General features: G+C 56.6%; 24 protein-coding genes. 8 read left to right on the top strand and 16 right to left on the bottom strand.

The features are described 5' to 3' along the window. The first annotated feature begins 306 nt into the window (after positions 1 to 306). Positions 307 to 864 carry a YtfJ family protein gene (locus tag ETG88_RS15165; RefSeq protein WP_129035697.1) on the top strand — a complete coding sequence of 186 codons (558 nt, stop codon included), beginning with the start codon at positions 307 to 309 and terminating at the stop codon, positions 862 to 864. Here the strand turns inward: ETG88_RS15165 and cysQ are convergent. Further along, positions 858 to 1,598 carry a 3'(2'),5'-bisphosphate nucleotidase CysQ gene (gene cysQ, locus ETG88_RS15160; RefSeq protein WP_100777860.1) on the bottom strand — a complete coding sequence of 247 codons (741 nt, stop codon included), beginning with the start codon at positions 1,596 to 1,598 and terminating at the stop codon, positions 858 to 860. The genes ETG88_RS15165 and cysQ overlap by 7 nt on opposite strands. 190 nt (positions 1,599 to 1,788) lie before the next feature. On the opposite strand from cysQ, the gene ETG88_RS15155 reads away from it, so the two are divergent. Beyond that, positions 1,789 to 3,732: a bifunctional 2',3'-cyclic-nucleotide 2'-phosphodiesterase/3'-nucleotidase gene (locus tag ETG88_RS15155; protein WP_129035696.1), complete on the top strand. Its 1,944-nt coding sequence runs from the start codon at positions 1,789 to 1,791 to the stop codon at positions 3,730 to 3,732. A 58-nt stretch (positions 3,733 to 3,790) separates the two neighbouring features. On the opposite strand, the gene ETG88_RS15150 is transcribed toward ETG88_RS15155, so the two are convergent. The 5 genes from ETG88_RS15150 to ETG88_RS15130 are packed head-to-tail and all read right to left on the bottom strand — an operon-like array spanning position 3,791 to position 7,727. Next, positions 3,791 to 4,177: a winged helix-turn-helix transcriptional regulator gene (locus tag ETG88_RS15150; RefSeq protein ID WP_100777862.1), complete on the bottom strand. Its 387-nt coding sequence runs from the start codon at positions 4,175 to 4,177 to the stop codon at positions 3,791 to 3,793. Between the two features lie 49 nt (positions 4,178 to 4,226). Then, positions 4,227 to 4,730 carry a protein disulfide oxidoreductase gene (locus ETG88_RS15145; protein ID WP_129035695.1) on the bottom strand — a complete coding sequence of 168 codons (504 nt, stop codon included), beginning with the start codon at positions 4,728 to 4,730 and terminating at the stop codon, positions 4,227 to 4,229. After that, positions 4,720 to 5,304: a DsbA family protein gene (locus ETG88_RS15140; RefSeq protein ID WP_100777864.1), complete on the bottom strand. Its 585-nt coding sequence runs from the start codon at positions 5,302 to 5,304 to the stop codon at positions 4,720 to 4,722. The genes ETG88_RS15145 and ETG88_RS15140 overlap by 11 nt, the downstream gene beginning before the upstream one ends. A gap of 2 nt (positions 5,305 to 5,306) precedes the next feature. Beyond that, positions 5,307 to 7,319: a protein-disulfide reductase DsbD family protein gene (locus ETG88_RS15135; RefSeq protein WP_129035694.1), complete on the bottom strand. Its 2,013-nt coding sequence runs from the start codon at positions 7,317 to 7,319 to the stop codon at positions 5,307 to 5,309. 48 nt (positions 7,320 to 7,367) lie between these two features. Next, entirely contained in the window at positions 7,368 to 7,727 is a 360-nt protein-coding gene (locus ETG88_RS15130; RefSeq protein ID WP_102104453.1) for a copper resistance protein, read from the bottom strand. A gap of 169 nt (positions 7,728 to 7,896) precedes the next feature. On the opposite strand from ETG88_RS15130, the gene ETG88_RS15125 reads away from it, so the two are divergent. From ETG88_RS15125 to ETG88_RS15115, 3 genes are all read left to right on the top strand, one after another. Beyond that, on the top strand, positions 7,897 to 8,745 hold the full coding sequence (locus ETG88_RS15125) for an SDR family oxidoreductase (protein ID WP_129035693.1): 849 nt from the start codon (positions 7,897 to 7,899) through the stop codon (positions 8,743 to 8,745). 81 nt (positions 8,746 to 8,826) lie between these two features. Beyond that, entirely contained in the window at positions 8,827 to 9,651 is an 825-nt protein-coding gene (locus tag ETG88_RS15120; RefSeq protein ID WP_102104451.1) for an AraC family transcriptional regulator, read from the top strand. 75 nt (positions 9,652 to 9,726) lie between these two features. After that, positions 9,727 to 10,695, top strand: a complete 969-nt coding sequence (locus tag ETG88_RS15115; protein ID WP_100780772.1) for a DMT family transporter — start codon at positions 9,727 to 9,729, stop codon at positions 10,693 to 10,695. 79 nt (positions 10,696 to 10,774) lie between these two features. Here ETG88_RS15115 and ETG88_RS15110 read toward each other — a convergent pair whose 3' ends face one another. Beyond that, complete coding sequence (locus ETG88_RS15110) at positions 10,775 to 12,424, bottom strand: methyl-accepting chemotaxis protein (protein WP_100777869.1); 1,650 nt, start codon at positions 12,422 to 12,424, stop codon at positions 10,775 to 10,777. Between the two features lie 248 nt (positions 12,425 to 12,672). On the opposite strand from ETG88_RS15110, the gene ytfE reads away from it, so the two are divergent. Continuing rightward, complete coding sequence (gene ytfE / locus ETG88_RS15105; RefSeq protein WP_129035692.1) at positions 12,673 to 13,335, top strand: iron-sulfur cluster repair protein YtfE; 663 nt, start codon at positions 12,673 to 12,675, stop codon at positions 13,333 to 13,335. 86 nt (positions 13,336 to 13,421) lie between these two features. On the opposite strand, the gene cycA is transcribed toward ytfE, so the two are convergent. Together cycA and bamJ are read right to left on the bottom strand one after the other, a co-directional pair. Next, positions 13,422 to 14,831, bottom strand: a complete 1,410-nt coding sequence (cycA, locus tag ETG88_RS15100; protein WP_100777871.1) for a D-serine/D-alanine/glycine transporter — start codon at positions 14,829 to 14,831, stop codon at positions 13,422 to 13,424. Positions 14,832 to 15,139: 308 nt separating this feature from the next. Further along, on the bottom strand, positions 15,140 to 15,760 hold the full coding sequence (bamJ, locus tag ETG88_RS15095; protein WP_187469894.1) for a BamJ family beta-barrel-assembly machinery protein: 621 nt from the start codon (positions 15,758 to 15,760) through the stop codon (positions 15,140 to 15,142). 233 nt (positions 15,761 to 15,993) lie between these two features. Here bamJ and ETG88_RS15090 point away from each other — a divergent pair, with 233 nt between their 5' ends. Then, positions 15,994 to 16,638, top strand: a complete 645-nt coding sequence (locus ETG88_RS15090) for an OapA family protein (protein ID WP_129035691.1) — start codon at positions 15,994 to 15,996, stop codon at positions 16,636 to 16,638. A 34-nt stretch (positions 16,639 to 16,672) separates the two neighbouring features. Here the strand turns inward: ETG88_RS15090 and ETG88_RS15085 are convergent, their stop codons facing one another. The 5 genes from ETG88_RS15085 to rpsF all read right to left on the bottom strand — a co-directional run bounded on the left by ETG88_RS15085 (position 16,673) and on the right by rpsF (position 19,199). Next, entirely contained in the window at positions 16,673 to 17,608 is a 936-nt protein-coding gene (locus tag ETG88_RS15085; RefSeq protein WP_129035690.1) for a DMT family transporter, read from the bottom strand. A 151-nt stretch (positions 17,609 to 17,759) separates the two neighbouring features. Beyond that, the gene (rplI, locus tag ETG88_RS15080) at positions 17,760 to 18,209 is read right to left on the bottom strand and encodes a 50S ribosomal protein L9 (RefSeq protein ID WP_059179941.1); all 450 of its coding nucleotides are present in this window, start codon (positions 18,207 to 18,209) and stop codon (positions 17,760 to 17,762) included. 41 nt (positions 18,210 to 18,250) lie between these two features. Beyond that, a complete protein-coding gene (gene rpsR, locus ETG88_RS15075) occupies positions 18,251 to 18,478 on the bottom strand; it encodes a 30S ribosomal protein S18 (RefSeq protein ID WP_000135199.1) in 228 nt (75 codons plus the stop codon). A 4-nt stretch (positions 18,479 to 18,482) separates the two neighbouring features. After that, positions 18,483 to 18,797, bottom strand: a complete 315-nt coding sequence (gene priB / locus ETG88_RS15070) for a primosomal replication protein N (protein WP_100777875.1) — start codon at positions 18,795 to 18,797, stop codon at positions 18,483 to 18,485. 6 nt (positions 18,798 to 18,803) lie between these two features. Further along, complete coding sequence (gene rpsF, locus ETG88_RS15065; RefSeq protein WP_100777876.1) at positions 18,804 to 19,199, bottom strand: 30S ribosomal protein S6; 396 nt, start codon at positions 19,197 to 19,199, stop codon at positions 18,804 to 18,806. A gap of 342 nt (positions 19,200 to 19,541) precedes the next feature. On the opposite strand from rpsF, the gene yjfY reads away from it, so the two are divergent. Continuing rightward, positions 19,542 to 19,817 (top strand): DUF1471 family protein YjfY, encoded by a 276-nt coding sequence (gene yjfY / locus ETG88_RS15060; protein ID WP_100777877.1) that lies wholly within the window; start codon positions 19,542 to 19,544, stop codon positions 19,815 to 19,817. Between the two features lie 78 nt (positions 19,818 to 19,895). Here the strand turns inward: yjfY and ETG88_RS15055 are convergent, their stop codons facing one another. Further along, a complete protein-coding gene (locus ETG88_RS15055; RefSeq protein WP_129035689.1) occupies positions 19,896 to 20,582 on the bottom strand; it encodes an L-ribulose-5-phosphate 4-epimerase in 687 nt (228 codons plus the stop codon). Beyond that, the gene (locus tag ETG88_RS15050; RefSeq protein ID WP_129035688.1) at positions 20,569 to 21,435 is read right to left on the bottom strand and encodes an L-ribulose-5-phosphate 3-epimerase; all 867 of its coding nucleotides are present in this window, start codon (positions 21,433 to 21,435) and stop codon (positions 20,569 to 20,571) included. The genes ETG88_RS15055 and ETG88_RS15050 overlap by 14 nt, the downstream gene beginning before the upstream one ends. Between the last annotated feature and the right edge of the window lie 8 nt (positions 21,436 to 21,443).

Raw genomic sequence — 21,443 nt, 5'->3', positions numbered from 1 at the left:
GAATCATACGCTCTTGCGGCGCCACAATCGGGCCGACTGTCCTGAGCGCAAATTTATTGCTCAATGACTATAGACCAGAAAAACGTTGATACCCAGTATGCATAAGTTTATTTACCGTTTGATTACAAATATTCAGAACATTCTTTGCATAGCATTTCTAAAAGCAGTATAAGCCTTCGTTTTTTTACGGATATGTGCGTTCGCCCGCAAACTGGCACTCGTATTGCGGGAAAAGCCGATTGATCGCACTTATGATTAAACCGTAAGACCAAGTGGTCGGATCACCTGCAACTATAAGGAAACACCATGACCTTTCGTAACATCCTGGCCGCAGCCTGCCTGTTACTGCCGCTGATGGCTTCCGCACACAACATTGAAAAGGGACAACGTGTGCCGCCAGTCGGTATTGCCGATCGGGGAGAATTGATTCTCGACAATGATAAGTTTAGCTATAAACCCTGGAATAGCGCGCAGCTCGCGGGCAAAGTGCGAGTGGTGCAACATATTGCCGGTCGTACCTCGGCAAAAGAGAAAAATGCCACCCTCGTGGAAGCGATTAAGACTGGCAAATTCCCGCACGACCGCTACCAGACCACCACCATCGTGAACACCGATGACGCGATTCCAGGCTCGGGCATGTTTGTGCGCAGCAGCCTGGAGAGCAATAAAAAGCTCTATCCGTGGTCGCAGTTTATTGTCGATAGCGATGGCGTAACGCGTAAAGCCTGGGGTCTGGAAGAGGAGAGTTCAGCGATTGTGGTGCTGGATAAAGACGGCCGGGTGCAATGGGTGAAAGACGGCGCGCTGACGCAGGAAGAGGTGCAGCAGGTTGTCGCCCTGCTGCACAAATTGCTCGGTCAGTAAATCGAGACCCTAAAGCCCGGATTTAAGAACGACTCGCGCGGGGTGTAGTCCAGTGGCTTGCCCTGCCAGTCGTGAACGTGTGCGCCCGCGGCAGACGCCACCGCGTGACCTGCCGCCGTATCCCAGACGTTGGTTGGCCCAAAGCGCGGATACAGCTGCGCCTGCCCTTCCGCCACCAGGCAGAATTTCAGCGACGAGCCAATCGACGTCGTCTGGTGTTCGCCGATTTGATGCAGGTACTCCTGCAGCTCAGCGTCACTGTGGGAACGGCTGATGACCACCAGCGGTGGTCGCGCGTCGCGCACCTGGATGGGCTTGCGCGTACCGCTCTCTTCTTTCCACGCCTTGCCTTCTGCGGCGCTGTACATCACCTTCAGCACCGGCGCGTAGACCACGCCCAGCACCGCTTTCCCGTTTTCAATCAAGGCAATATTGACGGTGAACTCACCGTTACGCTTGATAAATTCTTTGGTGCCATCCAGCGGGTCCACCAGCCAGTAGCGCTGCCAGTGCTGGCGCACATCCCAGCTCTGCGGATCTTCTTCAGACAGCACCGGGATATCCGGCGTCAGGGCCTGAAGCCCTTTGAGGATCACCTCGTGGGCCGCAAGATCGGCCGCTGTCACCGGCGAGTCATCCGCTTTGCTGACAACGTCCATCGGCTTTGTGCCATCGTAGACCTGCATAATGGCATCACCCGCATCCCGTGCGAGCTGACAAATTTTATCTAACATTATCCACCTCTTCGTTATCGCAGTGGTCATAACTTATTGTTTTAGTTATATCGTATTGTTAACAATTCCGCTATCTGTGAAGCAATTCTGGTTTCACGACGCTTTTTTCTGGCAGGATTCACACTTCTGTAAGCAACAAAATATACATACATATTCTTTTGTGGCTTGGATCGTAAAAAGGACTCCTCTGATGATTAAGTTTAGCGCAACGCTCCTGGCAACGCTGATTGCCGCAAGCGTGCAGGCCGCGACGGTAGATCTTCGCATTCTGGAAACTACCGACCTGCATAGCAACATGATGGATTTCGATTACTACAAAGATACCCCGACCGAAAAATTCGGACTGGTACGCACCGCAAGTTTGATTAACGCCGCGCGCGGCGAGGTGAAAAACAGCGTGCTGGTCGATAACGGCGACTTAATTCAGGGTAGTCCGCTCGGCGATTACATGGCGGCGAAGGGGCTGAAAAAAGGCGATATTCACCCGGTTTATAAGGCGTTGAATACCCTGGATTACGCCGTCGGTAACCTCGGGAACCACGAGTTTAACTACGGCCTGGATTATCTGCACATGGCGCTCGCTGGCGCAAAATTCCCGTACGTTAACGCCAATATCATCGACGTTAAGACCCAAAAGCCGCTGTTTACGCCCTATCTGATTAAAGAGACTGAGGTCGTGGATCAGGACGGTAAAAAGCAGACGCTGAAAATCGGCTATATCGGGTTTGTGCCACCGCAGATCATGACCTGGGATAAAGCCAATCTCTCGGGCAAAGTGACCGTTAACGACATCACCGAAACCGCGCGCAAGTATGTTCCGGAAATGCGTGAGAAAGGGGCTGATCTGGTGGTCGTAGTGGCGCACTCCGGGCTGTCTGCCGATCCGTATCAGGCGATGGCCGAGAACTCCGTCTATTACCTCAGCGAAGTACCGGGCGTTGACGCCATTCTGTTTGGTCACGCGCACGCGGTCTTCCCAGGCAAAGATTTCGCCAGCATTAAAGGTGCCGATATCGAGAAAGGAACCCTCAACGGCGTGCCGTCGGTGATGCCAGGCATGTGGGGCGATCATCTGGGCGTGGTGGACCTGGTGCTGAATAACGATGGCGGAAAATGGCAGGTCACCCAGTCGAAAGCCGAAGCGCGCCCAATCTACGACGCGGCGGCGAAAAAATCGCTGGCGGCCGAAGATAAAAATATCCTGAACGTGCTGAAACACGATCACGATGCGACCCGCGAATTTGTCAGCAAGCCGGTCGGGAAATCCTCCGACAATATGTACAGCTACCTGGCGCTGGTGCAGGACGATCCCACTGTTCAGGTGGTGAATATGGCGCAGAAAGCCTACGTTGAGCGCTTTATTCAGGGCGATCCGGATCTGGCGAAACTGCCGGTGCTTTCCGCCGCGGCTCCGTTTAAAGTCGGCGGGCGTAAAAACGATCCGGCCAGCTACGTTGAAGTGGAAAAAGGTCAGCTCACCTTCCGCAACGCGGCGGATCTCTATCTCTATCCGAACACGCTGGTGGTGGTAAAAGCCACGGGGAAAGAGGTGAAAGAGTGGCTGGAGTGTTCCGCCGGTCAGTTTAACCAGATCGACGTTCACAGCAGTAAGCCGCAGTCGCTGATCAACTGGGACGGTTTCCGCACCTATAACTTCGACGTGATCGACGGCGTGGAATACCAGATCGACGTGTCACAGCCGGCGAAATACGACGGCGAGTGTCAGACAGTGAACCCGCAGGCGGAACGTATCAAGCATCTGACCTTCCAGGGTAAACCGATCGACCCGAACGCGGTATTCCTGGTCGCGACCAATAACTATCGCGCGTACGGCGGCAAATTCGCCGGGACCGGCGATAGCCATATCGCGTTTGCATCACCGGACGAGAACCGCTCGGTGCTGGCGGCGTGGATTGGCGAGCAGTCGAAAAAGGATGGTGCGATCCATCCGGCGGCAGACAATAACTGGCGTCTGGCCCCGATTCAGAGCGCGTCTAAGCTGGATATTCGTTTTGAGACATCACCGTCTGACAAAGCGGCGGCGTTTATCAAAGACAAAGCGCAGTATCCGATGAGCAAGACCGGAACCGATGATATCGGGTTCGCGATTTATCAGGTGGATTTGGGCAAGTAAACGTATTTACCCGACCTGCACAATGGCAGGCCGGGTAAAGGTTAACGCCGTGCGGCAATCACGCCGCACGATCCTCGCGATGAGCCAACACCTGCGGCGTATTTACCTCGATCCAGTCCACCAGCGCGGCGACCTTCTCGCTCACCTCATCGCCCAGCGGCGTGAGGCTGTACTCCACGTGCGGAGGCACCACCGGATACGACACACGATTCACAAATCCATCCTGCTCCAGCGCCTGTAATGACTGCGCCAGCATCTTCTCGCTGACGCCGCCCATCTTACGACGCAGGTCGCTAAAGCGATGCGTGCCCTGGCGCAACGCCACCAGAATCAGCACGCCCCAACGGCTGGTAACGTGTTTGAGCACTTCACGGGACGGACACTGCTCGGCAAACAGGTTGCCGTCGCGCATTTGCTCGCTGAGGGTAGGGATTGCTGTTTTCATACTGATCTTTTCACACATACTAACTAAAAGTTAGTGATATTATGCCACATCAAAATCCCGCCCACCAGAGCCGCAGCTTCATGCCCCAGCCGCTGGTGTAACCCGTGGTAATGGATTTGACCTCTCCGCGCGAGACGATAAGCACCGTCGGGGTCACCTGCACCTGCCAGCGGCGTGCGAGCTGGCCCTTAGGGTCGTTGACCGTCGGCATCCCGTAGCGTTTTTTCGCCAGCCAATGGCTCAGCGTGGCATCGTCACCGGAACGCAGCGCCACGCTGATGACGTTTCTCCCCTCTTCTGCCATCTCTGCCACCGACGGCGTGGTGTAGCGGCATACGCCACACCAGGTCGCCCAAACATACACCAGCAGCGGTCTGTCGTGACTGCGCTGCGCCAGATCCACCGATTCGCCGTCCAGCGTCTGCAGCGGCGTGCTGATGAAGGTCGCCGGGAGCGAGGGTTTACGGAACTGATCGGTGATCAACACTGCCGCGAGGGCAATCAGCAGCCAGACAATACCCTCACGCAGCCAGCGCAGCGCTTTACTGCGCATCTGGCTTCGCCAGCTCTTGCTTCACCAGCGCCTCCAGGTCGTCGTACGGAATAGCGCCCGGCACCAGGGTTTTGCCGACCAGAGTCGCCGGAGTGCCCTGCACGCCCAGCACCTGAGCAAGAATCAAATTCATCTGCAGGGTTTCGCCGCTCTTCTCATCGGCCTTGATGGCGCCCGTACCCGTTTTCTGCTGAGCGGCCAGGATAGATGCCTCGTCGTGATAGCCTTTCTTCGACATCAATCGCTGGTGCAGCGCCCAGTACTGCTGAGGCTGCTGTCGCCAGGCCGTCAGCGCAATTCGCGCTGAGTGGGCCGAGCTTTCACTGCGAAACGGCAGCAGTTTCACCACCAGTTTGACGTCCGGAAATTTATGCACAATCTTCTCAAGCTCCGGGTCAAACTGCTTGCAGTAGGGGCAGTTGTAATCGGTAAACGACACCAGCGTCAGGCGTGGTTTTTCTGCGCCCATCGCAGGCGTGTCGGGATCATTCCAGAGCAAATTCTCCAGATCGGGTTCAGCGGCAAAACTCAGGGTCGAAAAACAGAACAGCACGATCAAGGTTAAAATACGCATTGTTAGTGTCCTTTGGCGTTATTCAGGGTCTGAAGGAGATCGTCACGATCCAGCAGCGGCGGCAATATGCGGCCTTGCTCCAGCCCGGGGCCATAAATTTGGTTGAAGGGGACGGCGGCACTCTGACGCGCGCGGAGGAACTGGCTAATCGTCTCGGATGGACGGCTCCAGTCGCCGCGCAGCGCAACCACATCCGGTTCGCTGAGGGCGTTTTGCACCTCGTCGCGTAGCAGCACGTTGTATTTGTTCGCTTTGCAGGTCACGCACCAGTCGGCGGTGACATCGACGAAGACCCGTTTGTTGTCGGCCAGCGCGGCGGTAATCGCCTGTTCGCTGAGCGGCTGCCAGACGATGCGATCCTTCGCCAGCCCCGATTGACCGGCGCCGATGAGCGGAAGGGAAATACCGAGCGACACCATCGCGGCCAGGGCACTCCACAGCGCCACCCGCCATCCCCAGCGCCATAGCGTGGCGATCAGCAGCGTGATGACGATGAATGCGCCTAACGCCTGCGTCGGCACTCGCCCAATGTGAACGGCGAGCAGGCTGGCAAGCCACAGCCCTGACGCGAGCATCATCAGGCCGAGGATTATCCGCACGACGTTCATCCAGCGTCCCGGACGCGGCAGGCGCAGCGCCAGCCCGGGCCAGGCAGCGATCAACAGCCACGGCAGGCTCATGCCGATCCCCATCACCAGGAATATCCCCCACAGCAGGGACAACGGGGCGATCAGCGCCACCGAAACCGCCGTGCCGAGAAACGGCGCGGTGCACGGAGTTGCCAGCAGCGTCGCAAAGGCCCCCTGGCAGAAATGACCCACCAGACCATTGCCGCCCCGCGTGGCGAGAAACGTAGAGACACCGGAGGAGAGCCTGATTTCAAACAGCCCCAGCAGGCTGGCGCTGAAGCCCACCATCACCAGCACCATCGCGGCGATAAACCACGGGTTCTGGAACTGGATGCCCCAGCCGAGCGCCTGATTGCTGAGACGCAGCGCCGTCATCATCAGCGCCAGCGCGAGGAACGAGGTCACGATCCCGGCGGCCGAGGCCATAAACTGCTGACGCACCACGCGGCGATGAGTCGACGAGGCCTGCACGACACTGCCCAGTTTCATCGCCAGTACCGGCAGCACGCACGGCATGACGTTGAGGATTAGCCCTCCGGCCAGCGCCATCAGCAGAATCCACGCAAGGGTTAATGGGGCGTCACCGGATGGCGCGTCGCCCACCGTCACCTGGCTCTCCTGCCCCTGACCGCTGTCGGCGAGTACCAGGGACAGGGTTTTGCCCCGCAGATCCGGTGCGCTGTCTCCCCAGCCGTCGCTGACGGGCAGCGTCGCGGTCAAGGTCTGGCCGTCAATCCGGTATACCGGCTTGCCAAAATCCGTGTCGGCCAGGGTGTCGATAAACAGCTCGGGCTTTTGCCAGCCCGTCTCGCGAGTAGCAGTGATACGAAGCTTTTCGTCACCGAAACCGGCGCTCATATCGGAAGTGAGCCCTTCCTTGAGCGGCAGCGTGCCCAACGCGCGGCTGAAATCGTAGCTAAATTGCGGATCGGCGGGCGCACTGAGATCCAGCGTAAAGGGGTAGTCCGTCAGGATGCAGACGTTGCTGCAGGTAGAGAGCGTGAGCACGCCCGTCAGTTTCTCCGGCATTGCGCCGCGCAGGGTGATCGGAAACGACACGCTGCCGTCATAGCCTTGCGTGGTGATGCCCGCCACCTCGAAACGCTGCGGCACCGGCCAGCGCCAGTCCATCTCCAGCGGTGTGTTCCAGCTTATCGCCGGGGCGATGCCGCCCTCTCCAGGCGATCGCCAGTAGGTTTTCCAGCCTTTTTCGAGACGGACATCCAGCAGCAGGCGCGTGTCGTGCCCTTGCCGGGCGTCTGCCCGCACGCGAACGCTGGCGTGATCATTATCCGCGGCGCGAAGCCAGCCGCTGTCGGCGGCCTGACTGACGGGCAGCCATAGCCAGAACAGGCAGAGCACAAGCTGCCTTAAAAATGCATACATTTATTTTCTCCATAAATAATTAATTAACCTGAATTAGCAGGCAATCAATCATTCACGGAATACGCAGAGTCGCAGATGCACCCGCAATCGGGGCGGAGAGATGACGCGAGGCGGCCAGCGACGCACCGGACGATGGGGGACGGCGGCCAGCACCGCCAGGACCAGCGTGATGGCAAACAGCGCGCCTTCAAACATGATCGGCGGTGTTGCCAGCAGGGATTTGGCACTCAGCTCGCAGGGGGTGACCGGGGAATCGCTGTCGCCAGTCTGCTCTACCGTTTGCTGAGCCACGGAAGCGGCGTTCATCACCAGCGCATGCAGCCCCGCCATGCGCTGAGTGGTGCAGACAAGCACCACCAGACATGCCAGAGCGACAAGAAGAAAAGCTTTACGCTGACGGGGGATCATAGACGCCTCAATCAAATTCAGGCGGATATCTTAGCGGCAAAAAAGGCGCTGTGCTGTAAAGAAACGTCGTGATGACAAATTTAACACTTACCTTTTTGTACGTACTTACTAAAAGTTAGTAAGAGTGGTAATGTTCCGTCATACCATGCAAACAACGAGGAAATAACTCATGATCGCAATTACCGGCGCAACCGGCCAGCTTGGCCAACACGTTATCAACAACCTGCTTAAAACCGTTCCTGCCAGCGAGATCGTGGCAATTGTACGTAACCCGGCAAAAGCCGACGCCCTGAGCCAGAAAGGCATTACCGTTCGCCAGGCGGATTACACCGACCAGGCCGCGTTCACCACCGCCCTGAGCGGCGTGGAGAAACTGCTGCTGATCTCCTCAAGCGAAGTCGGCCAGCGTGCGACCCAGCATCAGAATGTTATCAACGCGGCAAAAGCGGCGGGCGTGAAATTTATCGCCTACACCAGTCTGCTCCATGCGGATAAGTCGCCACTCGGCCTGCGCGATGAACACATCGCCACCGAAAAGGCGCTGGCCGAGTCCGGCATTCCTTACGCCCTGCTGCGCAACGGCTGGTACACCGAAAACTATCTCGCCAGCGCACCACCGGCCCTGGAGCACGGCGTGTTTATCGGCGCGGCGGGTGACGGCAAAATCGCCGCAGCCACACGCGAAGATTATGCCGCTGCGGCGGCGAAAGTGATCGCGGAAGAGGGTCACGCAGGCAACGTGTACGAACTGGCTGGCGACACGGCGTGGACGCTGAGCGAACTGGCTGCCGAACTGAGCAAGCAGAGCGGAAAACCGGTGACCTATCAGAACATGAGCGAAGCCGATTTCGCCGCCGCGTTGAAAAGTGTGGGCTTACCGGCCGGGCTGGCGGATATGCTGGCAGATTCCGATGTCGGTGCCTCGAAGGGTGGTCTGTTCGACGACAGCCGTACCTTGAGCAAACTGATCGGTCGCCCGACTACGCCGCTGGCTGAGAGCATCAAAGGCATTCTGTAATTGTTAAGCGGTGGTTAATTTTAGTGGCATCCCCGTGGGTCATCTCTGATAATGAAAAGATGACCCACCTGGAGGCTCACCGTGCAAGGCGTACCCGAACAGTTCATCGATGAGAGAGACAGCGCCCGCTTTCGCCATCTGGCGCAGGTGCCGGGCGTCGAACTGTATCATGCGCATATCTCACGCTACGCCTTTGAACCTCACACCCACGAAGCCTTCGGGATCGGCGCGATAGAAGCCGGAGCCGAGCGCTTTCGCTATCGTGGCGCGCAGCATGTCGCGCCCGTTCACTCTGTTGTCACCATGAATCCCGACGAGTTGCACACCGGCGAGGCCGCCACTGAAGACGGCTGGCGCTACCGGATGGTCTATCTCGATCCCGATCTGCTCGAAGAGGTGACCGGCATTCGCCACTGGTGGTTTAGCGACGTCACACGCCACGACCCGCTGCGTTCGCAGCAGATCTGTCAGCTGATTTACGGACTGTGGCACACGGACGATCCGCTGGCCCAGAAGGGCTTACTGCTGGATCTGATCGAGACATTTCAGCCGCTGGCGCGCCATGCTCCGGTCATTCAGGAAGGGGCGCACCGTTTCGAGCGCGCGCGCGAGTACCTGCACGACAACTATATGCATCCGGTGACCCTGGATGAGCTGGCGCGCGTGGTCTCGCTGAGTCCGTACCATTTCCAGCGCCAGTTCAAAGCGCACTTTCACGTGACGCCGCACCAGATGCTGATGGCGATCCGCCTGTGGCGCGCCAAAGCGTTTCTCACCCTCGGCATGCCGGCCGCTGAAGTCGCCGCCGCGACCGGGCTGACCGATCAGTCTCATCTCACCCGCGCCTTTACCCATCGCTACGGCATTACCCCCGTTCGCTATCAGAAGCAGGTCGTACGGCGCTAATGCGCAATCTCATACAATATTCCCGGCGGACCTCTTTCTACACTGTGCGCAGGTTTCTCTGACGTGGATGGCAAAATGATTAGCGGCGTGTTGTATGCCCTGCTGGCGGGTTTAATGTGGGGATTAATTTTTGTCGGCCCGCTCATTGTGCCGGAATACCCGGCAATGTTGCAGTCGATGGGGCGCTATCTGGCTCTGGGGCTTTTCGCCCTGCCGCTGGCGTGGATGGGGCGCGCTCGCCTGCGTCAGCTGACACGCGGCGACTGGGTCACCGCTCTGGGCCTGACCATGATGGGCAATCTGATCTATTACGTTTGTCTGGCCAGCGCCATTCAGCGCACCGGCGCGCCCGTGTCGACCATGATTATCGGCACCCTGCCGGTGGTGATTCCGGTGTTCGCCAACCTGCTCTATAGCCATCGCGACGGTAAACTGGCGTGGTCGAAAATGCTGCCTGCGCTGGTGTGTATCGCCATCGGTCTGGCGTTCGTCAACATCGCCGAGCTGCGTCATGCGCGTGTCGATGAGTTTGACGGCTGGCGTTACGGGTCGGGGATTTTGCTGGCGTCGATCTCCGTGGTCTGCTGGGCGTGGTATGCCCTGCGTAACGCCCGCTGGCTGCGGGAAAACCCGGATAAGCATCCGATGATGTGGGCCACCGCCCAGGCGCTGGTGACGCTGCCGGTATCGCTGCTCGGCTACGTGGCATCTTGCTGGTGGCTGGGGCTGCAACAGCCGGAGTTTGCCCTGCCGTTCGGGCCGCGTCCGTGGGTGTTTGTCGGCCTGATGGTGGCGATTGCGGTGCTGTGCTCGTGGGTGGGTGCTTTGTGCTGGAATATCGCCAGCCAGAAATTGCCGACGGTGATTCTTGGGCCGTTGATTGTCTTTGAAACCCTGGCCGGGCTGCTTTATACCTTCCTGATGCGCCAGAGCGTGCCGCCGCTGTTAACGGGGTGCGGGATTTTGCTGCTGGTGGTGGGGGTAGTGATTGCCGTCAGAGCGAAGCCGGAAAAACCGACGGTGGTGACGGTGTCGCAGGTTTGACACCACGCCCGGAAAGCGTCAGGGCTTTCCGGGAGCGGATTGTAGTAGCCGGATGGGCGCAAACGCCCTCCGGCCTCTGTCAGAAGGTTTCCCAGTTCCCGTCAACCATCGCTGCTGCGGGTTTAGCTTTTGCGACGTAGGTTTTCACCGGTGCCGCTTTTACCGCCTGACCGCGAGTGATTTTAAACACCGCGACCGCTTCGTTCAGGCGCGCAGCCTGATCTTCCAGCGCCGCCGCGGCTGCCGCTGACTCTTCCACCAGCGAGGCGTTCTGCTGAGTCACGCGATCCATTTCAGCGACTGCCTGCCCGACCTGATCGATACCACGGCTCTGCTCGTCGGACGCCGAGGCGATTTCGCCCATGATATCGGTCACGCGGGTGACGGCATTCACGATCTCAGACATGGTCTCCCCGGCCTGATTCACCAGTGCAGAACCGGCGTTGACGCGATCGCCTGAATCATCGATCAATGCTTTGATCTCTTTCGCGGCCTGAGCGCTACGCTGGGCCAGGGTACGAACTTCCCCTGCCACGACCGCAAAACCACGGCCCTGCTCACCTGCGCGCGCCGCTTCTACCGCCGCGTTGAGAGCCAGGATGTTGGTCTGGAAGGCAATGCCGTCGATCACGTTAGTGATCTGGGCAATTTTGCTGGAACTGGTGGCAATCTCATCCATCGTGCGCACTACGCCTTCCACCACGCTGCCGCCTTTTTTGGCGGTGGTTGATGCATCTAGCGCCAGTCGGGACGCCTGACGGGCGTTATCGGCGTTTTGCTTCACGGTGGCGGTCAGCTGTTCCATGCTCGCGGCGGTCTCTTCCAGCGACGCGGCCTGCTGCTCGGTGCGGGAGGAGAGATCGTTGCTGCCGGCGGAAATTTCACCGGCGCCCGTATAGATTGTGTCAGCCCCTTCGCGCACCACGCCGACGGTGTTCGCCAGTGCGGTTTGCATCTCCTGCACGTTACGCGCCAGTACCGCCATTTCGTTCTTGCCCTGGGCGTCGATCGGCTGCGTCAGATCGCCTGCCGCAATCGCGCGGATATGGCTGATCACATCATGCAGCGGGAGCAACAGCACGCGGCGCATCGCAATCCAGCTGGTAATAATAACGGCGGCGACCACCACCATAATGGCGGAGAGGATCCACAGGATGCGGGTGTAGTCGCTTTCATTGTCCTGAATGCCTTTACTGGTCAGCTTCGCCTGCGCTTCACGCCACTCGCGATACACCTTTTGCATCGCGGTCTGCTTTTGCTCGGCGTTTTGCTTGAACATATCTTCCAGGTTGCCCTGTGCCAGTAAGGTGTTCATTTGCGTCAGAGTGGCGGAGTAGACGCGGTACTGCTCTTCCAGCTGTTTGGAGAGGTTTTCGTCCATCCCCGGCGTTTCCGGCAGGGCGTAATATTTATCGTAATGACCCTGCGCTTCCGTCAGCAGGTTTTTCGCGGTAGCGACCAGCTCGTTCAGCTGCCCGCCGTTAATCTGGCTCGCCACGCTGCTCTGCAAGCGGAGCATTCCACGGTTGAGGGTGACGCGCGCCTGGTTGAGGCTGATCCAGGCGTCAGTAAATTCCGCGACGTTCTGGCTGGAGAGCTGAGAGACGGTGAAATTGTCTTTGTCATTATTCAGAGCATTGATGAATACCCCGGCGGAGATCAGCTGAACGGCGCCCAGCCCGAGCAACACCGAGATTAAGAGGGTGATGACTTTTATACGTTTAAACATGCGATGCCTTTAGTTATCTGCAGGATTTTATCTGACCTGTATCTATCGGCAGGGGCGCGGGGTTGTTTAACGCCTTCTCCGGCATGAGAAGCCCATTCGCGGAATTTTTCAAATCCATTCAGCAGGTTAATACATCAAAATAAATGTGACGGATCTCTCATTTTCGCCGCTGCCCCCAAAGGGTTATAGCTTCACCATAAAGATGCATTTAAAATGCATCTTATATTCTTAATGATGAGGTAACGACGATGGCCTTCCGCGACCAACCTTTAGGCGAGCTGGCGCTCTCCATCCCGCGCGCATCTGCGCTGTTTCGTAAATACGATATGGACTACTGCTGCGGCGGGAAGCAAACGCTGGCGCGTGCGGCATTGCGTAAGGCGCTGGATGTTGACGCGATTGAAGCTGAACTGGCGCAGCTGGCCGAACAGCCCATCGAGAAAGACTGGCGCAGCGTGGCGCTGGCGGAAATCATCGACCACATCATCGTGCGTTACCACGACCGTCACCGCGAACAGCTCCCGGAACTGATTCTGCAGGCAACCAAAGTTGAGCGCGTGCATGCCGATAAAGCCTCCGTACCGCGCGGCCTGGCGAAATACCTGACCATGCTGCACGAAGAGTTATCCAGCCACATGATGAAAGAGGAGCAGATCCTCTTCCCGATGATCAAACAGGGCATGGGTACGCAGGCGATGGGACCGATCAGCGTCATGGAGAGCGAGCACGACGACGCGGGCGAACTGCTGGAAGTGATCAAACACACCACCAATAACGTGACGCCGCCGCCAGACGCCTGCACAACCTGGAAAGCGATGTACAACGGCATTAACGAGATGATCGATGATCTGATGGAACACATCAGTCTGGAAAATAACGTCCTGTTCCCACGTGCCTTAGCCGGGGAATAAAAAAAGGCCCGGTCGCGTGAGCGCTTACCGGGCCTCTGTTTTGTGCTTTAGTGTGCCGGAGAGACGAAGCGCCCCCGGCAACAGACTTAGCGCATACCTGCCATACGTTTCTTACCGATAAACAGCCAGCCTAACCCCAGCGCAATGAACCACAGCGGCGTTACGATCAGCGCCTGACGGGTGTCATCTTCCAGCGTCAACAGAACCAGCACAAACACGAAGAACGCCATACAGACCCAGCACATCAGCTTGCCGAGCGGCATCTTGTAGATGGATTTCTCATGCAGCTGCGGACGCTGTTTGCGGTACACCAGGTACGAGCAGAGGATGATGGTCCAGACAAACATGAACAGGATCGCGGAGACCGTGGTGATCATGGTGAACGCACCAATCACGCTCGGGTTGACGTACAGCATCACCACACCGCCCAGCAGGCAGATGCAGGAGAAGGTCAGCCCTTTCGCCGGTACGGCACGTTTGGAGAGCTTCGCGAAAGCGCTGGGTGCCACGCCTTCCTGCGCCAGACCGAACAGCATACGGCTGGTCGAGAACACGCCGCTGTTGGCAGAAGAGGCCGCCGACGTCAGCACCACGAAGTTAATCAGGCTTGCCGCAGCAGGCAGACCAACCAGTACGAACAGTTCTACGAACGGGCTTTTAGTTGGAACGACGGAGCTCCACGGCGTCACGGACATAATGACGATCAGTGCGAAGACGTAGAACATGATGATACGAATCGGGATGGAGTTGATTGCGCGCGGCAGGGATTTCTCCGGATCTTTGGTTTCCGCAGCGGTGGTGCCCACCAGCTCAATACCCACGAAGGCGAACACCGCAATCTGGAAGCCAGCAAAGAAGCCGCTCAGCCCTTTCGGGAACCAGCCGCCGTCATTCCACAGGTGTGTAAAGGAAGCCTGTACACCAGTCGGTGACTGGAAGTGCGTCAGCACCATCACCAGCCCCACGACAATCAGCCCGACGATGGCGACGATTTTGATCATCGCAAACCAGAACTCCATCTCACCAAACATTTTTACGGTGGCGAGGTTAAGGCTCAGCAGCAGGACGATCACCGCAAGGGACGCCACCCAGTCGGAAAGACCGGGGAACCAGAACTGCGCGTAGGCGGTGATGGCGACAACGTCAGCCATGCCGGTGACCACCCAGCAGAACCAGTACGTCCAGCCGGTAAAGTATCCCGCCCAGGGGCCGAGCAGGTCAGAAGCGAAGTCGCTAAAAGATTTGTATTCGAGATTCGAGAGCAGCAATTCACCCATTGCACGCATCACGAAGAACAGCATAAAACCGATGATCATATAGACGAAGATGATCGACGGCCCGGCAAGACTGATGGTTTTGCCCGACCCCATGAACAGCCCTGTGCCGATGGCACCACCGATGGCGATAAGCTGAATATGACGGTTTGTGAGATTGCGCCGTAGCGACTGTTCAGACGAAGCCTCTTCGTCGGCAACGACTTTTACCTGATCTACCATGTGTTTTTTTCCTGTTATGCCTGTCTGTGTTGTTAAGGCTCTTCTGGCCTTTAGTTACGTCATGATGTGACGGTCCCTTAAAAAGGACTCATCGATAGTAGGTAAGAATCGGCGGGATGAATACTATGAAATAGATATTATGTTAATAATATGTTTAAAGTGAGTGTCATATCACTCATACAACGCGAAACAGCTCACAAAAATACACGCAACTCGTAGCTTTGCAAGATAAAATATTGATATCGGCTTAACTATAGGTTTTCTCACTATTTCCCCTCCCGCAGGGGGAGAGGAAATGTGTGTGCCGATTACAGAATTTCCAGCAGCTCGACTTCAAACACCAGGGTGCTGAATGGCGGGATGGACGCGCCAGCGCCACGCTCGCCGTAAGCCAGGTTCTGTGGGATAGTCAGTTCCCATTTGGAACCTACAGGCATCAGCGTCAGCGCTTCGATCCAGCCTGGGATCACGCCGTTGACCGGGAATTCAGCCGGTTCGCCACGGGCGACAGAGCTGTCGAACACCGTACCGTCGATCAGTTTACCGGTGTAGTGCACGCGTACATGATCAGTACGTGCCGGGATTGCGCCTTCGCCCTGAGTGATGACGCGGAACTGCAGGCCGGATTCGGTGCTGTTCACGCCCTCTTTCTCACGGTTCTCTTCCAGGTATTTCACGCCTTCGGCGGCCATCTCTTCAAAACGCTCGCGACGAACGGCATCCGCACGTTCGTGAACTTCACGCAGTGCGCGATGTACAACGTCTACCGGTACAGCCGGGTGTTTGCCTTCCAGCGCGTCAGCGATACCCGCCACCAGTGCTTCAGGTAACAGTCCTTCCAGGCCGGATTCGCTCAGTTGCTGTCCTACCTGCAAACCGATACCGTAGCTTGCCTGCGCTTCGATAGTGTCAAAAGTCGGGGTGGTCATGGGTTTTCCTTCCATCACATTTAAAGTAGCGGGCAGCATATCAGCCACGCCCTTATGGGTAAAACTTTGTCTTAAGTTAAGATGACAAACTGCGCCGAAACAGAAACAATAGAGGTGACCAGGTGTTTTCCTAAACGTGAGTCACACGAGTCGGGTTTACTACGCCATTCAGGCAGTTAGCAGACTATACTTCTCAGGACAGGATTATAATGATGCGGAGCAGGAGGAGAGCCATGCCCGGGCGATTTGAACTGAAACCTACCCTGGCGAAAATCTGGCATGCGCCGGACAACTTTCGCATCATGGATCCGCTGCCGCCCTTCCATCGCAGAGGCATCATTATTGCCGCCCTGGTGGTGGTGATTGGGTTCCTGCTTCCTTCTGGCGATGACAGCAGCGATGCGCAGCCTGTCACGCGTAATGCGCAGTTAGATATTCAGTCGCAGTCGCGGCCACAGCCCGATCAACAGCCGATGCAAACGCAGCTGGTCACGCCGTCAAACGATCCAGGCCAGGTGGCGCCGGTCTCCCCGGAACCGATTCAGGAAGAGCAGCCGCAGGAACAAGCCGCAGCGCCTGTTCAGTCGCAAGCGCAGCAGCCCACCGGTATTGAACAGCAGTGGCGCTCCTATCGCGTCGAGCCGGGTAAAACCATGGCGCAGCTCTTCCGCGACCATAATCTGCCACCAACCGATGTGTACGCCATGGCGCAGGTAGAAGGCGAAGGAAAACCCCTGAGTAATTTGCAGAATGGCCAGATGGTACAGATTCGCCAGAACGCCAGCGGCGTGGTGACAGGGCTGACGATTGATACCGGCAGCGGCCAGCAGGTGCTGTTTATGCGTGAGCCAAACGGCAGCTTTATCCGCGTGAAGTAGCCGAAAGCCCGGTCACACTGGCCGGGCGTTCACATCAGGCGGTTTTTTTCGCCTTATTCACCCACCAGATCCCCGAACAGACCAGTACCAGCGCGATAGCGTATTTGATATCCAGAATGTTTTCCCCGAGGAAAATGGCGGACAGCACGGTACCGGCAACGGGAATGACAAAGTTGAAGGGGGCTATCATGCTGACCCGATTTACTTTGAGCAGCATACTCCACAGTGCAAAGGCCACGGACGAGAGCAGCGTTAAATAGCCGAGAACGGCCACCGCAGCCGTGCTGTGCACTTCCAGCCGCCCACCCGTCGAGTAGCCCCCTACCACCAGCACCAGCCCGCCAATGGCCAGCTGCCACCCGGTCATTACCGTGGGATCTACGGTTTGCGAAATACGTTTCCCGTACAGCGTGGCTGCCGAGAGGATGAACGCCGCCAGCACCACAAAACCATCGCCGTTCCAGACAAAGTGAAAATCCAGTAATCCGCTGTTGAAATTCACCAGCATCACGCCCGCAAAGCCCAGAATACAGCCAATGGTTTTGTTATAGCTGAGCTTGTCGTTTTGATAAATAAAGTGCGCGAGCAGTACGCTGAAGAAGGTTCCGGTCGCATTCATGATCGACCCTTTCACGCCGGTCGTGTACGCAAGGCCCACATAGAAGAAAACGTACTGGATTGACGTTTGTGTCAGGCCCAGCAGCGTAAGCTGCCCAAACTGCCGTGGCGTAAGTCGGGCGATGGGTTTGCGTTGCGCGAGGGCAAACATCAGCAGTAGTAGGCCTGCAAAGAGAAAACGGTAGCCGGCAAAGACCACTTTCGACGGAATATCGTCGGTGGCGATCAGAAAAAGTTCGTAACCGCTTTTGATCGCCGGATAAGAGCTTCCCCACAGCAGGCAGCAGAGCGTGGCGCTGGCGTAGGCGATATTCTTACGGGCAAACAGGGATACGGGCTGAGAGGCGTCCATAGCAAATCTCAAAGATAAAATAGCGTTTCAATTATTATCAGGGATTGCGACGGGAATAGCTACCATACAAGTTGAGAGGTGTGATTCTGGCGGGGCTAAAAAACAAAACGCCGGCACAAGGCCGGCGCTTAGACGCTAACTAAGTAAAAAATTACTCAGCTACAACGTTAACAACCAGTTTAGCGAACACTTCGCTGTGAACCTGGAAGTCCACTTCGTGCTCACCAGTGGTACGCAGAACGCCGTTCGGCATGCGAACTTCGCTCTTAGCCACTTCAACGCCAGCTGCAGTTACAGCGTCAGCGATGTCGCGGGTACCGATAGAACCGAACAGTTTACCTTCGTCGCCAGATTTAGACGCGATGGTAACGGTGCCCAGTGCATTGATTGCTTCAGCACGAGCGTTAGCAGCCGCCAGAACGTCAGCCAGTTTGGCTTCCAGTTCAGCACGACGTGCTTCGAAAAACTCAACGTTTTTCTTAGTAGCTGGAACAGCTTTACCCTGTGGAACCAGGAAGTTACGTGCGTAACCCGCTTTAACGTTAACCTGATCACCCAGGCTGCCCAGGTTTGCTACTTTATCAAGCAGAATAACTTGCATTACCTTATCCTCTTAAAGTCGTATTAATGGACCGTGCCCGATTACTGATGACGATCAGTGTACGGCAGCAGGGACAGGTAGCGAGCGCGTTTGATAGCGCGAGCCAGCTGACGCTGATATTTTGCACGAGTACCGGTGATACGGCTTGGGACAATCTTACCGCTTTCGGTGATGTAGTTTTTCAGCGTTGCGATATCTTTATAGTCGATCTCTTGAACGCCTTCCGCGGTGAAACGGCAGAACTTGCGACGACGGAAATAACGTGCCATATGGCTAGTCTCCAGAATCTATCAAATCAATCTGCTCGGCATGCAGAACCATTTTGCTCAGGCCGTTCTTTGCCTTGTGGCAAGAGATGAACCCCTGAACGGTGACTGCACAGCCGACCGTTATACTGTGAGTAATGGCCTGGTTTTCGTGTCCGCTAATAATAACGGGCATTTGGCACCACGCCTGCCGGTGAAACCCGGCTTCCTCCTGCACAGAACGATGCTCAAGCACGAACTGGCAATGAGGAATTCCTGATGGGCTGACCTTACGAAGGGGGGTCCTGCACACGGTACCGGACAACACCAGACGGTTGGTCATCAGAAATTACTCTTCAGAATCCCCAGCATCAGAATCATCTGCGGTTTCGTTTGCGAAATCATCGCGACGCTCACGGCGCTCGTCTTTCGCTTTAACCATCGGAGATGCTTCGGTAACTGCGTTCTTAGTACGCATTACCATGCTGCGGATAACGGCGTCGTTGAAGCGGAAGTTAGTTTCCAGCTCATCGATCACTTCCTGCGGAGCTTCAACGTTCAGCAGAACGTAGTGAGCTTTGTGCAGTTTGTTGATCGGGTAAGCCAGCTGACGGCGGCCCCAGTCTTCCAGACGGTGGATCGTACCTTCTGCTGCAGTGATTGCACCAGTGTAACGTTCGATCATACCCGGAACCTGTTCGCTCTGGTCAGGATGGACCATAAAAACGATTTCGTAATGACGCATCGAATTGCTCCTTACGGATTATTCAGCCTCCTGTCTGGGTCAGCCGCGGCCCATGGAGGCAAGGAACGTGTTAAAGGGCGGCCGAAAAATTGACGCGTCATTCTAATTGCGAACCCCCATAAACTCAAGCTGATTGCACAAATAATTCGCACAAAGCGTAAAGCTGGCCTAAGTGGATGATTTAAAATTAGACACATCGGAAAGCGCTACTTTTTTGAACAACAGCATCAGAAATGGTCGCCATTCCCCCCACTATTAGCGATTACACTTTAATCAGACCCTATCCCAGGCGAATAAGGAGAGGAAAACCGTCACACAGCACGCAGTCGTGGAGCGCATATCATGAAAAAAATCGTAATAGCCATTCTGGCTGCGCTTTTGCTCAGTGCAAACGCGATGGCAGCCATCAAGATCGACGGTCGACAGGCCAGAAATATGGATGATGTGCAGAGCTTAGGCGTAATTTACATAAACCATAACTTCGCCACCGAAAGTGAAGCAGATCAGGCGCTGAATGAAGAGACTGATGCATCGGGCGCAAAGTACTACCACGTCATTTTGACCCGTGAGCCCGGTAGCAACGGCAATATGCATGCAAGCGCAGATATCTATCGATAAGACTTTGACGCTAGCACCAGGAAAGCCAAAACGAGAACATAGCCATAGTTTGACTTGCCCCCTGCCCGGGGGCTTTTTTTATTTCTGCCCGTAATAAGCGTCAGGGCCATGCTTGCGCAGATAGTGCTTGTTCATCAAATAGCGATCAATGGGCTGTAGCTGCGGATTGATTCCGCGCGCAATCCACGCCATCTTCGCCACCTCTTCCAGCACTACCGCGTTGTGCACCGCCTCGTGAGCATTTTTGCCCCACGCAAACGGGCCGTGCTGCCAGACGACAATCCCCGGCGTATGCAGCGGCTCGCACTCACCTATCGTCTCGATGATGACCTTGCCCGTATTCAGCTCATATTCACCCTGTACTTCTGCTTCGGTTAATGGCCGGGTACAGGGAATATCACCGAAGAAATAGTCTGCGTGCGTGGTACCGAGTGCCGGGATAGCGAGCCCGGCCTGCGCCCAGGCTGTCGCATGGGTAGAGTGGGTATGCACCACGCCGCCGAGCGTCGGATAGCGGCGGTACAGCGCCAGATGAGTTGCCGTATCCGAGGAAGGGTTCCATCTCCCCTCGATAACGTTACCCTCAAGATCCACTACCACCATATCCTCTGGCTGCATAACGTCATACGCCACCCCGCTTGGCTTGATGACCACCCGCCCGCGCACGCGGTCGATAGCACTCACGTTGCCCCAGGTAAAAGTCACCAGGCCGTAGCGCGGCAAATCCCTATTCGCGTCATAGACCTGCTGTTTAAGCTGTTGCATGAGCCGCCTCCCGCAATCCCGCCCGCACCATGCGCTCGCAAACCCAGTCGCGCGCTTTCGCCACTTCGACTAGTGGGTCGTCTGCCGTTTCGCTCCACATCTCAATCAAATAAGGCCCGCAATAGCCGCTCTGTTTGAGTGTCCGGAAGCACTGTTCGAAATCCACCACCCCGGTGCCGAACGGTACGTTTTTGAATACGCCGGGGCGTGTGTCTTTGACGTGAACAGCCACGATATGCCCGCAACCTGCCTGCAACTCCATTTGTACGTCGTTATCCCACGCCGAGAGATTGCCGATATCAGGATAGATCTGGAACCACGGATTATTGAGATAGTGCGCGTAGCCCAGCGCTTTGCTGATGGAGTTCATTAGCGGGTAATCCATGATCTCCATCGCCAGCGTCACCTGGGCACGGCTGGCCATTTCTACGCTTTGCTTCAGCCCCTCACGAAAACGACGGCGGGTTTCGTTATTGGCCTCCTGATAATAGACGTCATAGCCCGCCAGCTGGATAACGCGAATCCCGACATCCTGCGCGAAAGTGATGGCTTTACGCATGATCTCCAGCCCCTGGTCACGAATCTGGTCATCTTCGCTGCCCAGCGGAAAACGGCGGTGCGCACTTAAGCACATTGACGGCACCCGCACGCCCGTTTCCGCTACCGCATTGACCAGCGCCAGCCGCTGTTCACGGCTCCAGTCGAGACGCGCGAGACGAAGATCGGTCTCATCCACCGACATTTCGACAAAATCGAACCCCAGCTGACGCGCCAGTTGCAGGCGCTCCCGCCAGCACTCCCCGGCAGGGAGTGCTTTTTCGTAGATCCCGAGCGGGACCTGTTTCGATAACATATCCGCTC

Origin of the sequence: Lelliottia nimipressuralis (assembly GCF_004115925.1) — a bacterium.
Classification (GTDB): domain Bacteria; phylum Pseudomonadota; class Gammaproteobacteria; order Enterobacterales; family Enterobacteriaceae; genus Enterobacter; species Enterobacter nimipressuralis.
The sequence above is the reverse complement of the archived record's forward strand: the minus strand, read 5'-3'. Positions and strand labels throughout refer to the sequence as shown.

Excerpts from the sequence above, each read along its gene's own strand:
- ETG88_RS15165 (WP_129035697.1), top strand. The coding sequence starts at position 307 with ATGACCTTTCGTAACATCCTGGCCGCAGCCTGCCTGTTACTGCCGCTG.
- cysQ (WP_100777860.1), bottom strand. The coding sequence starts at position 1,598 with ATGTTAGATAAAATTTGTCAGCTCGCACGGGATGCGGGTGATGCCATT.
- ETG88_RS15155 (WP_129035696.1), top strand. The coding sequence starts at position 1,789 with ATGATTAAGTTTAGCGCAACGCTCCTGGCAACGCTGATTGCCGCAAGC.
- ETG88_RS15150 (WP_100777862.1), bottom strand. The coding sequence starts at position 4,177 with ATGAAAACAGCAATCCCTACCCTCAGCGAGCAAATGCGCGACGGCAAC.
- ETG88_RS15145 (WP_129035695.1), bottom strand. The coding sequence starts at position 4,730 with ATGCGCAGTAAAGCGCTGCGCTGGCTGCGTGAGGGTATTGTCTGGCTG.
- ETG88_RS15140 (WP_100777864.1), bottom strand. The coding sequence starts at position 5,304 with ATGCGTATTTTAACCTTGATCGTGCTGTTCTGTTTTTCGACCCTGAGT.
- ETG88_RS15135 (WP_129035694.1), bottom strand. The coding sequence starts at position 7,319 with ATGTATGCATTTTTAAGGCAGCTTGTGCTCTGCCTGTTCTGGCTATGG.
- ETG88_RS15130 (WP_102104453.1), bottom strand. The coding sequence starts at position 7,727 with ATGATCCCCCGTCAGCGTAAAGCTTTTCTTCTTGTCGCTCTGGCATGT.
- ETG88_RS15125 (WP_129035693.1), top strand. The coding sequence starts at position 7,897 with ATGATCGCAATTACCGGCGCAACCGGCCAGCTTGGCCAACACGTTATC.
- ETG88_RS15115 (WP_100780772.1), top strand. The coding sequence starts at position 9,727 with ATGATTAGCGGCGTGTTGTATGCCCTGCTGGCGGGTTTAATGTGGGGA.
- ETG88_RS15110 (WP_100777869.1), bottom strand. The coding sequence starts at position 12,424 with ATGTTTAAACGTATAAAAGTCATCACCCTCTTAATCTCGGTGTTGCTC.
- ytfE (WP_129035692.1), top strand. The coding sequence starts at position 12,673 with ATGGCCTTCCGCGACCAACCTTTAGGCGAGCTGGCGCTCTCCATCCCG.
- cycA (WP_100777871.1), bottom strand. The coding sequence starts at position 14,831 with ATGGTAGATCAGGTAAAAGTCGTTGCCGACGAAGAGGCTTCGTCTGAA.
- bamJ (WP_187469894.1), bottom strand. The coding sequence starts at position 15,760 with ATGACCACCCCGACTTTTGACACTATCGAAGCGCAGGCAAGCTACGGT.
- ETG88_RS15090 (WP_129035691.1), top strand. The coding sequence starts at position 15,994 with ATGCCCGGGCGATTTGAACTGAAACCTACCCTGGCGAAAATCTGGCAT.
- ETG88_RS15085 (WP_129035690.1), bottom strand. The coding sequence starts at position 17,608 with ATGGACGCCTCTCAGCCCGTATCCCTGTTTGCCCGTAAGAATATCGCC.
- rplI (WP_059179941.1), bottom strand. The coding sequence starts at position 18,209 with ATGCAAGTTATTCTGCTTGATAAAGTAGCAAACCTGGGCAGCCTGGGT.
- rpsR (WP_000135199.1), bottom strand. The coding sequence starts at position 18,478 with ATGGCACGTTATTTCCGTCGTCGCAAGTTCTGCCGTTTCACCGCGGAA.
- priB (WP_100777875.1), bottom strand. The coding sequence starts at position 18,797 with ATGACCAACCGTCTGGTGTTGTCCGGTACCGTGTGCAGGACCCCCCTT.
- rpsF (WP_100777876.1), bottom strand. The coding sequence starts at position 19,199 with ATGCGTCATTACGAAATCGTTTTTATGGTCCATCCTGACCAGAGCGAA.
- yjfY (WP_100777877.1), top strand. The coding sequence starts at position 19,542 with ATGAAAAAAATCGTAATAGCCATTCTGGCTGCGCTTTTGCTCAGTGCA.
- ETG88_RS15055 (WP_129035689.1), bottom strand. The coding sequence starts at position 20,582 with ATGCAACAGCTTAAACAGCAGGTCTATGACGCGAATAGGGATTTGCCG.
- ETG88_RS15050 (WP_129035688.1), bottom strand. The coding sequence starts at position 21,435 with ATGTTATCGAAACAGGTCCCGCTCGGGATCTACGAAAAAGCACTCCCT.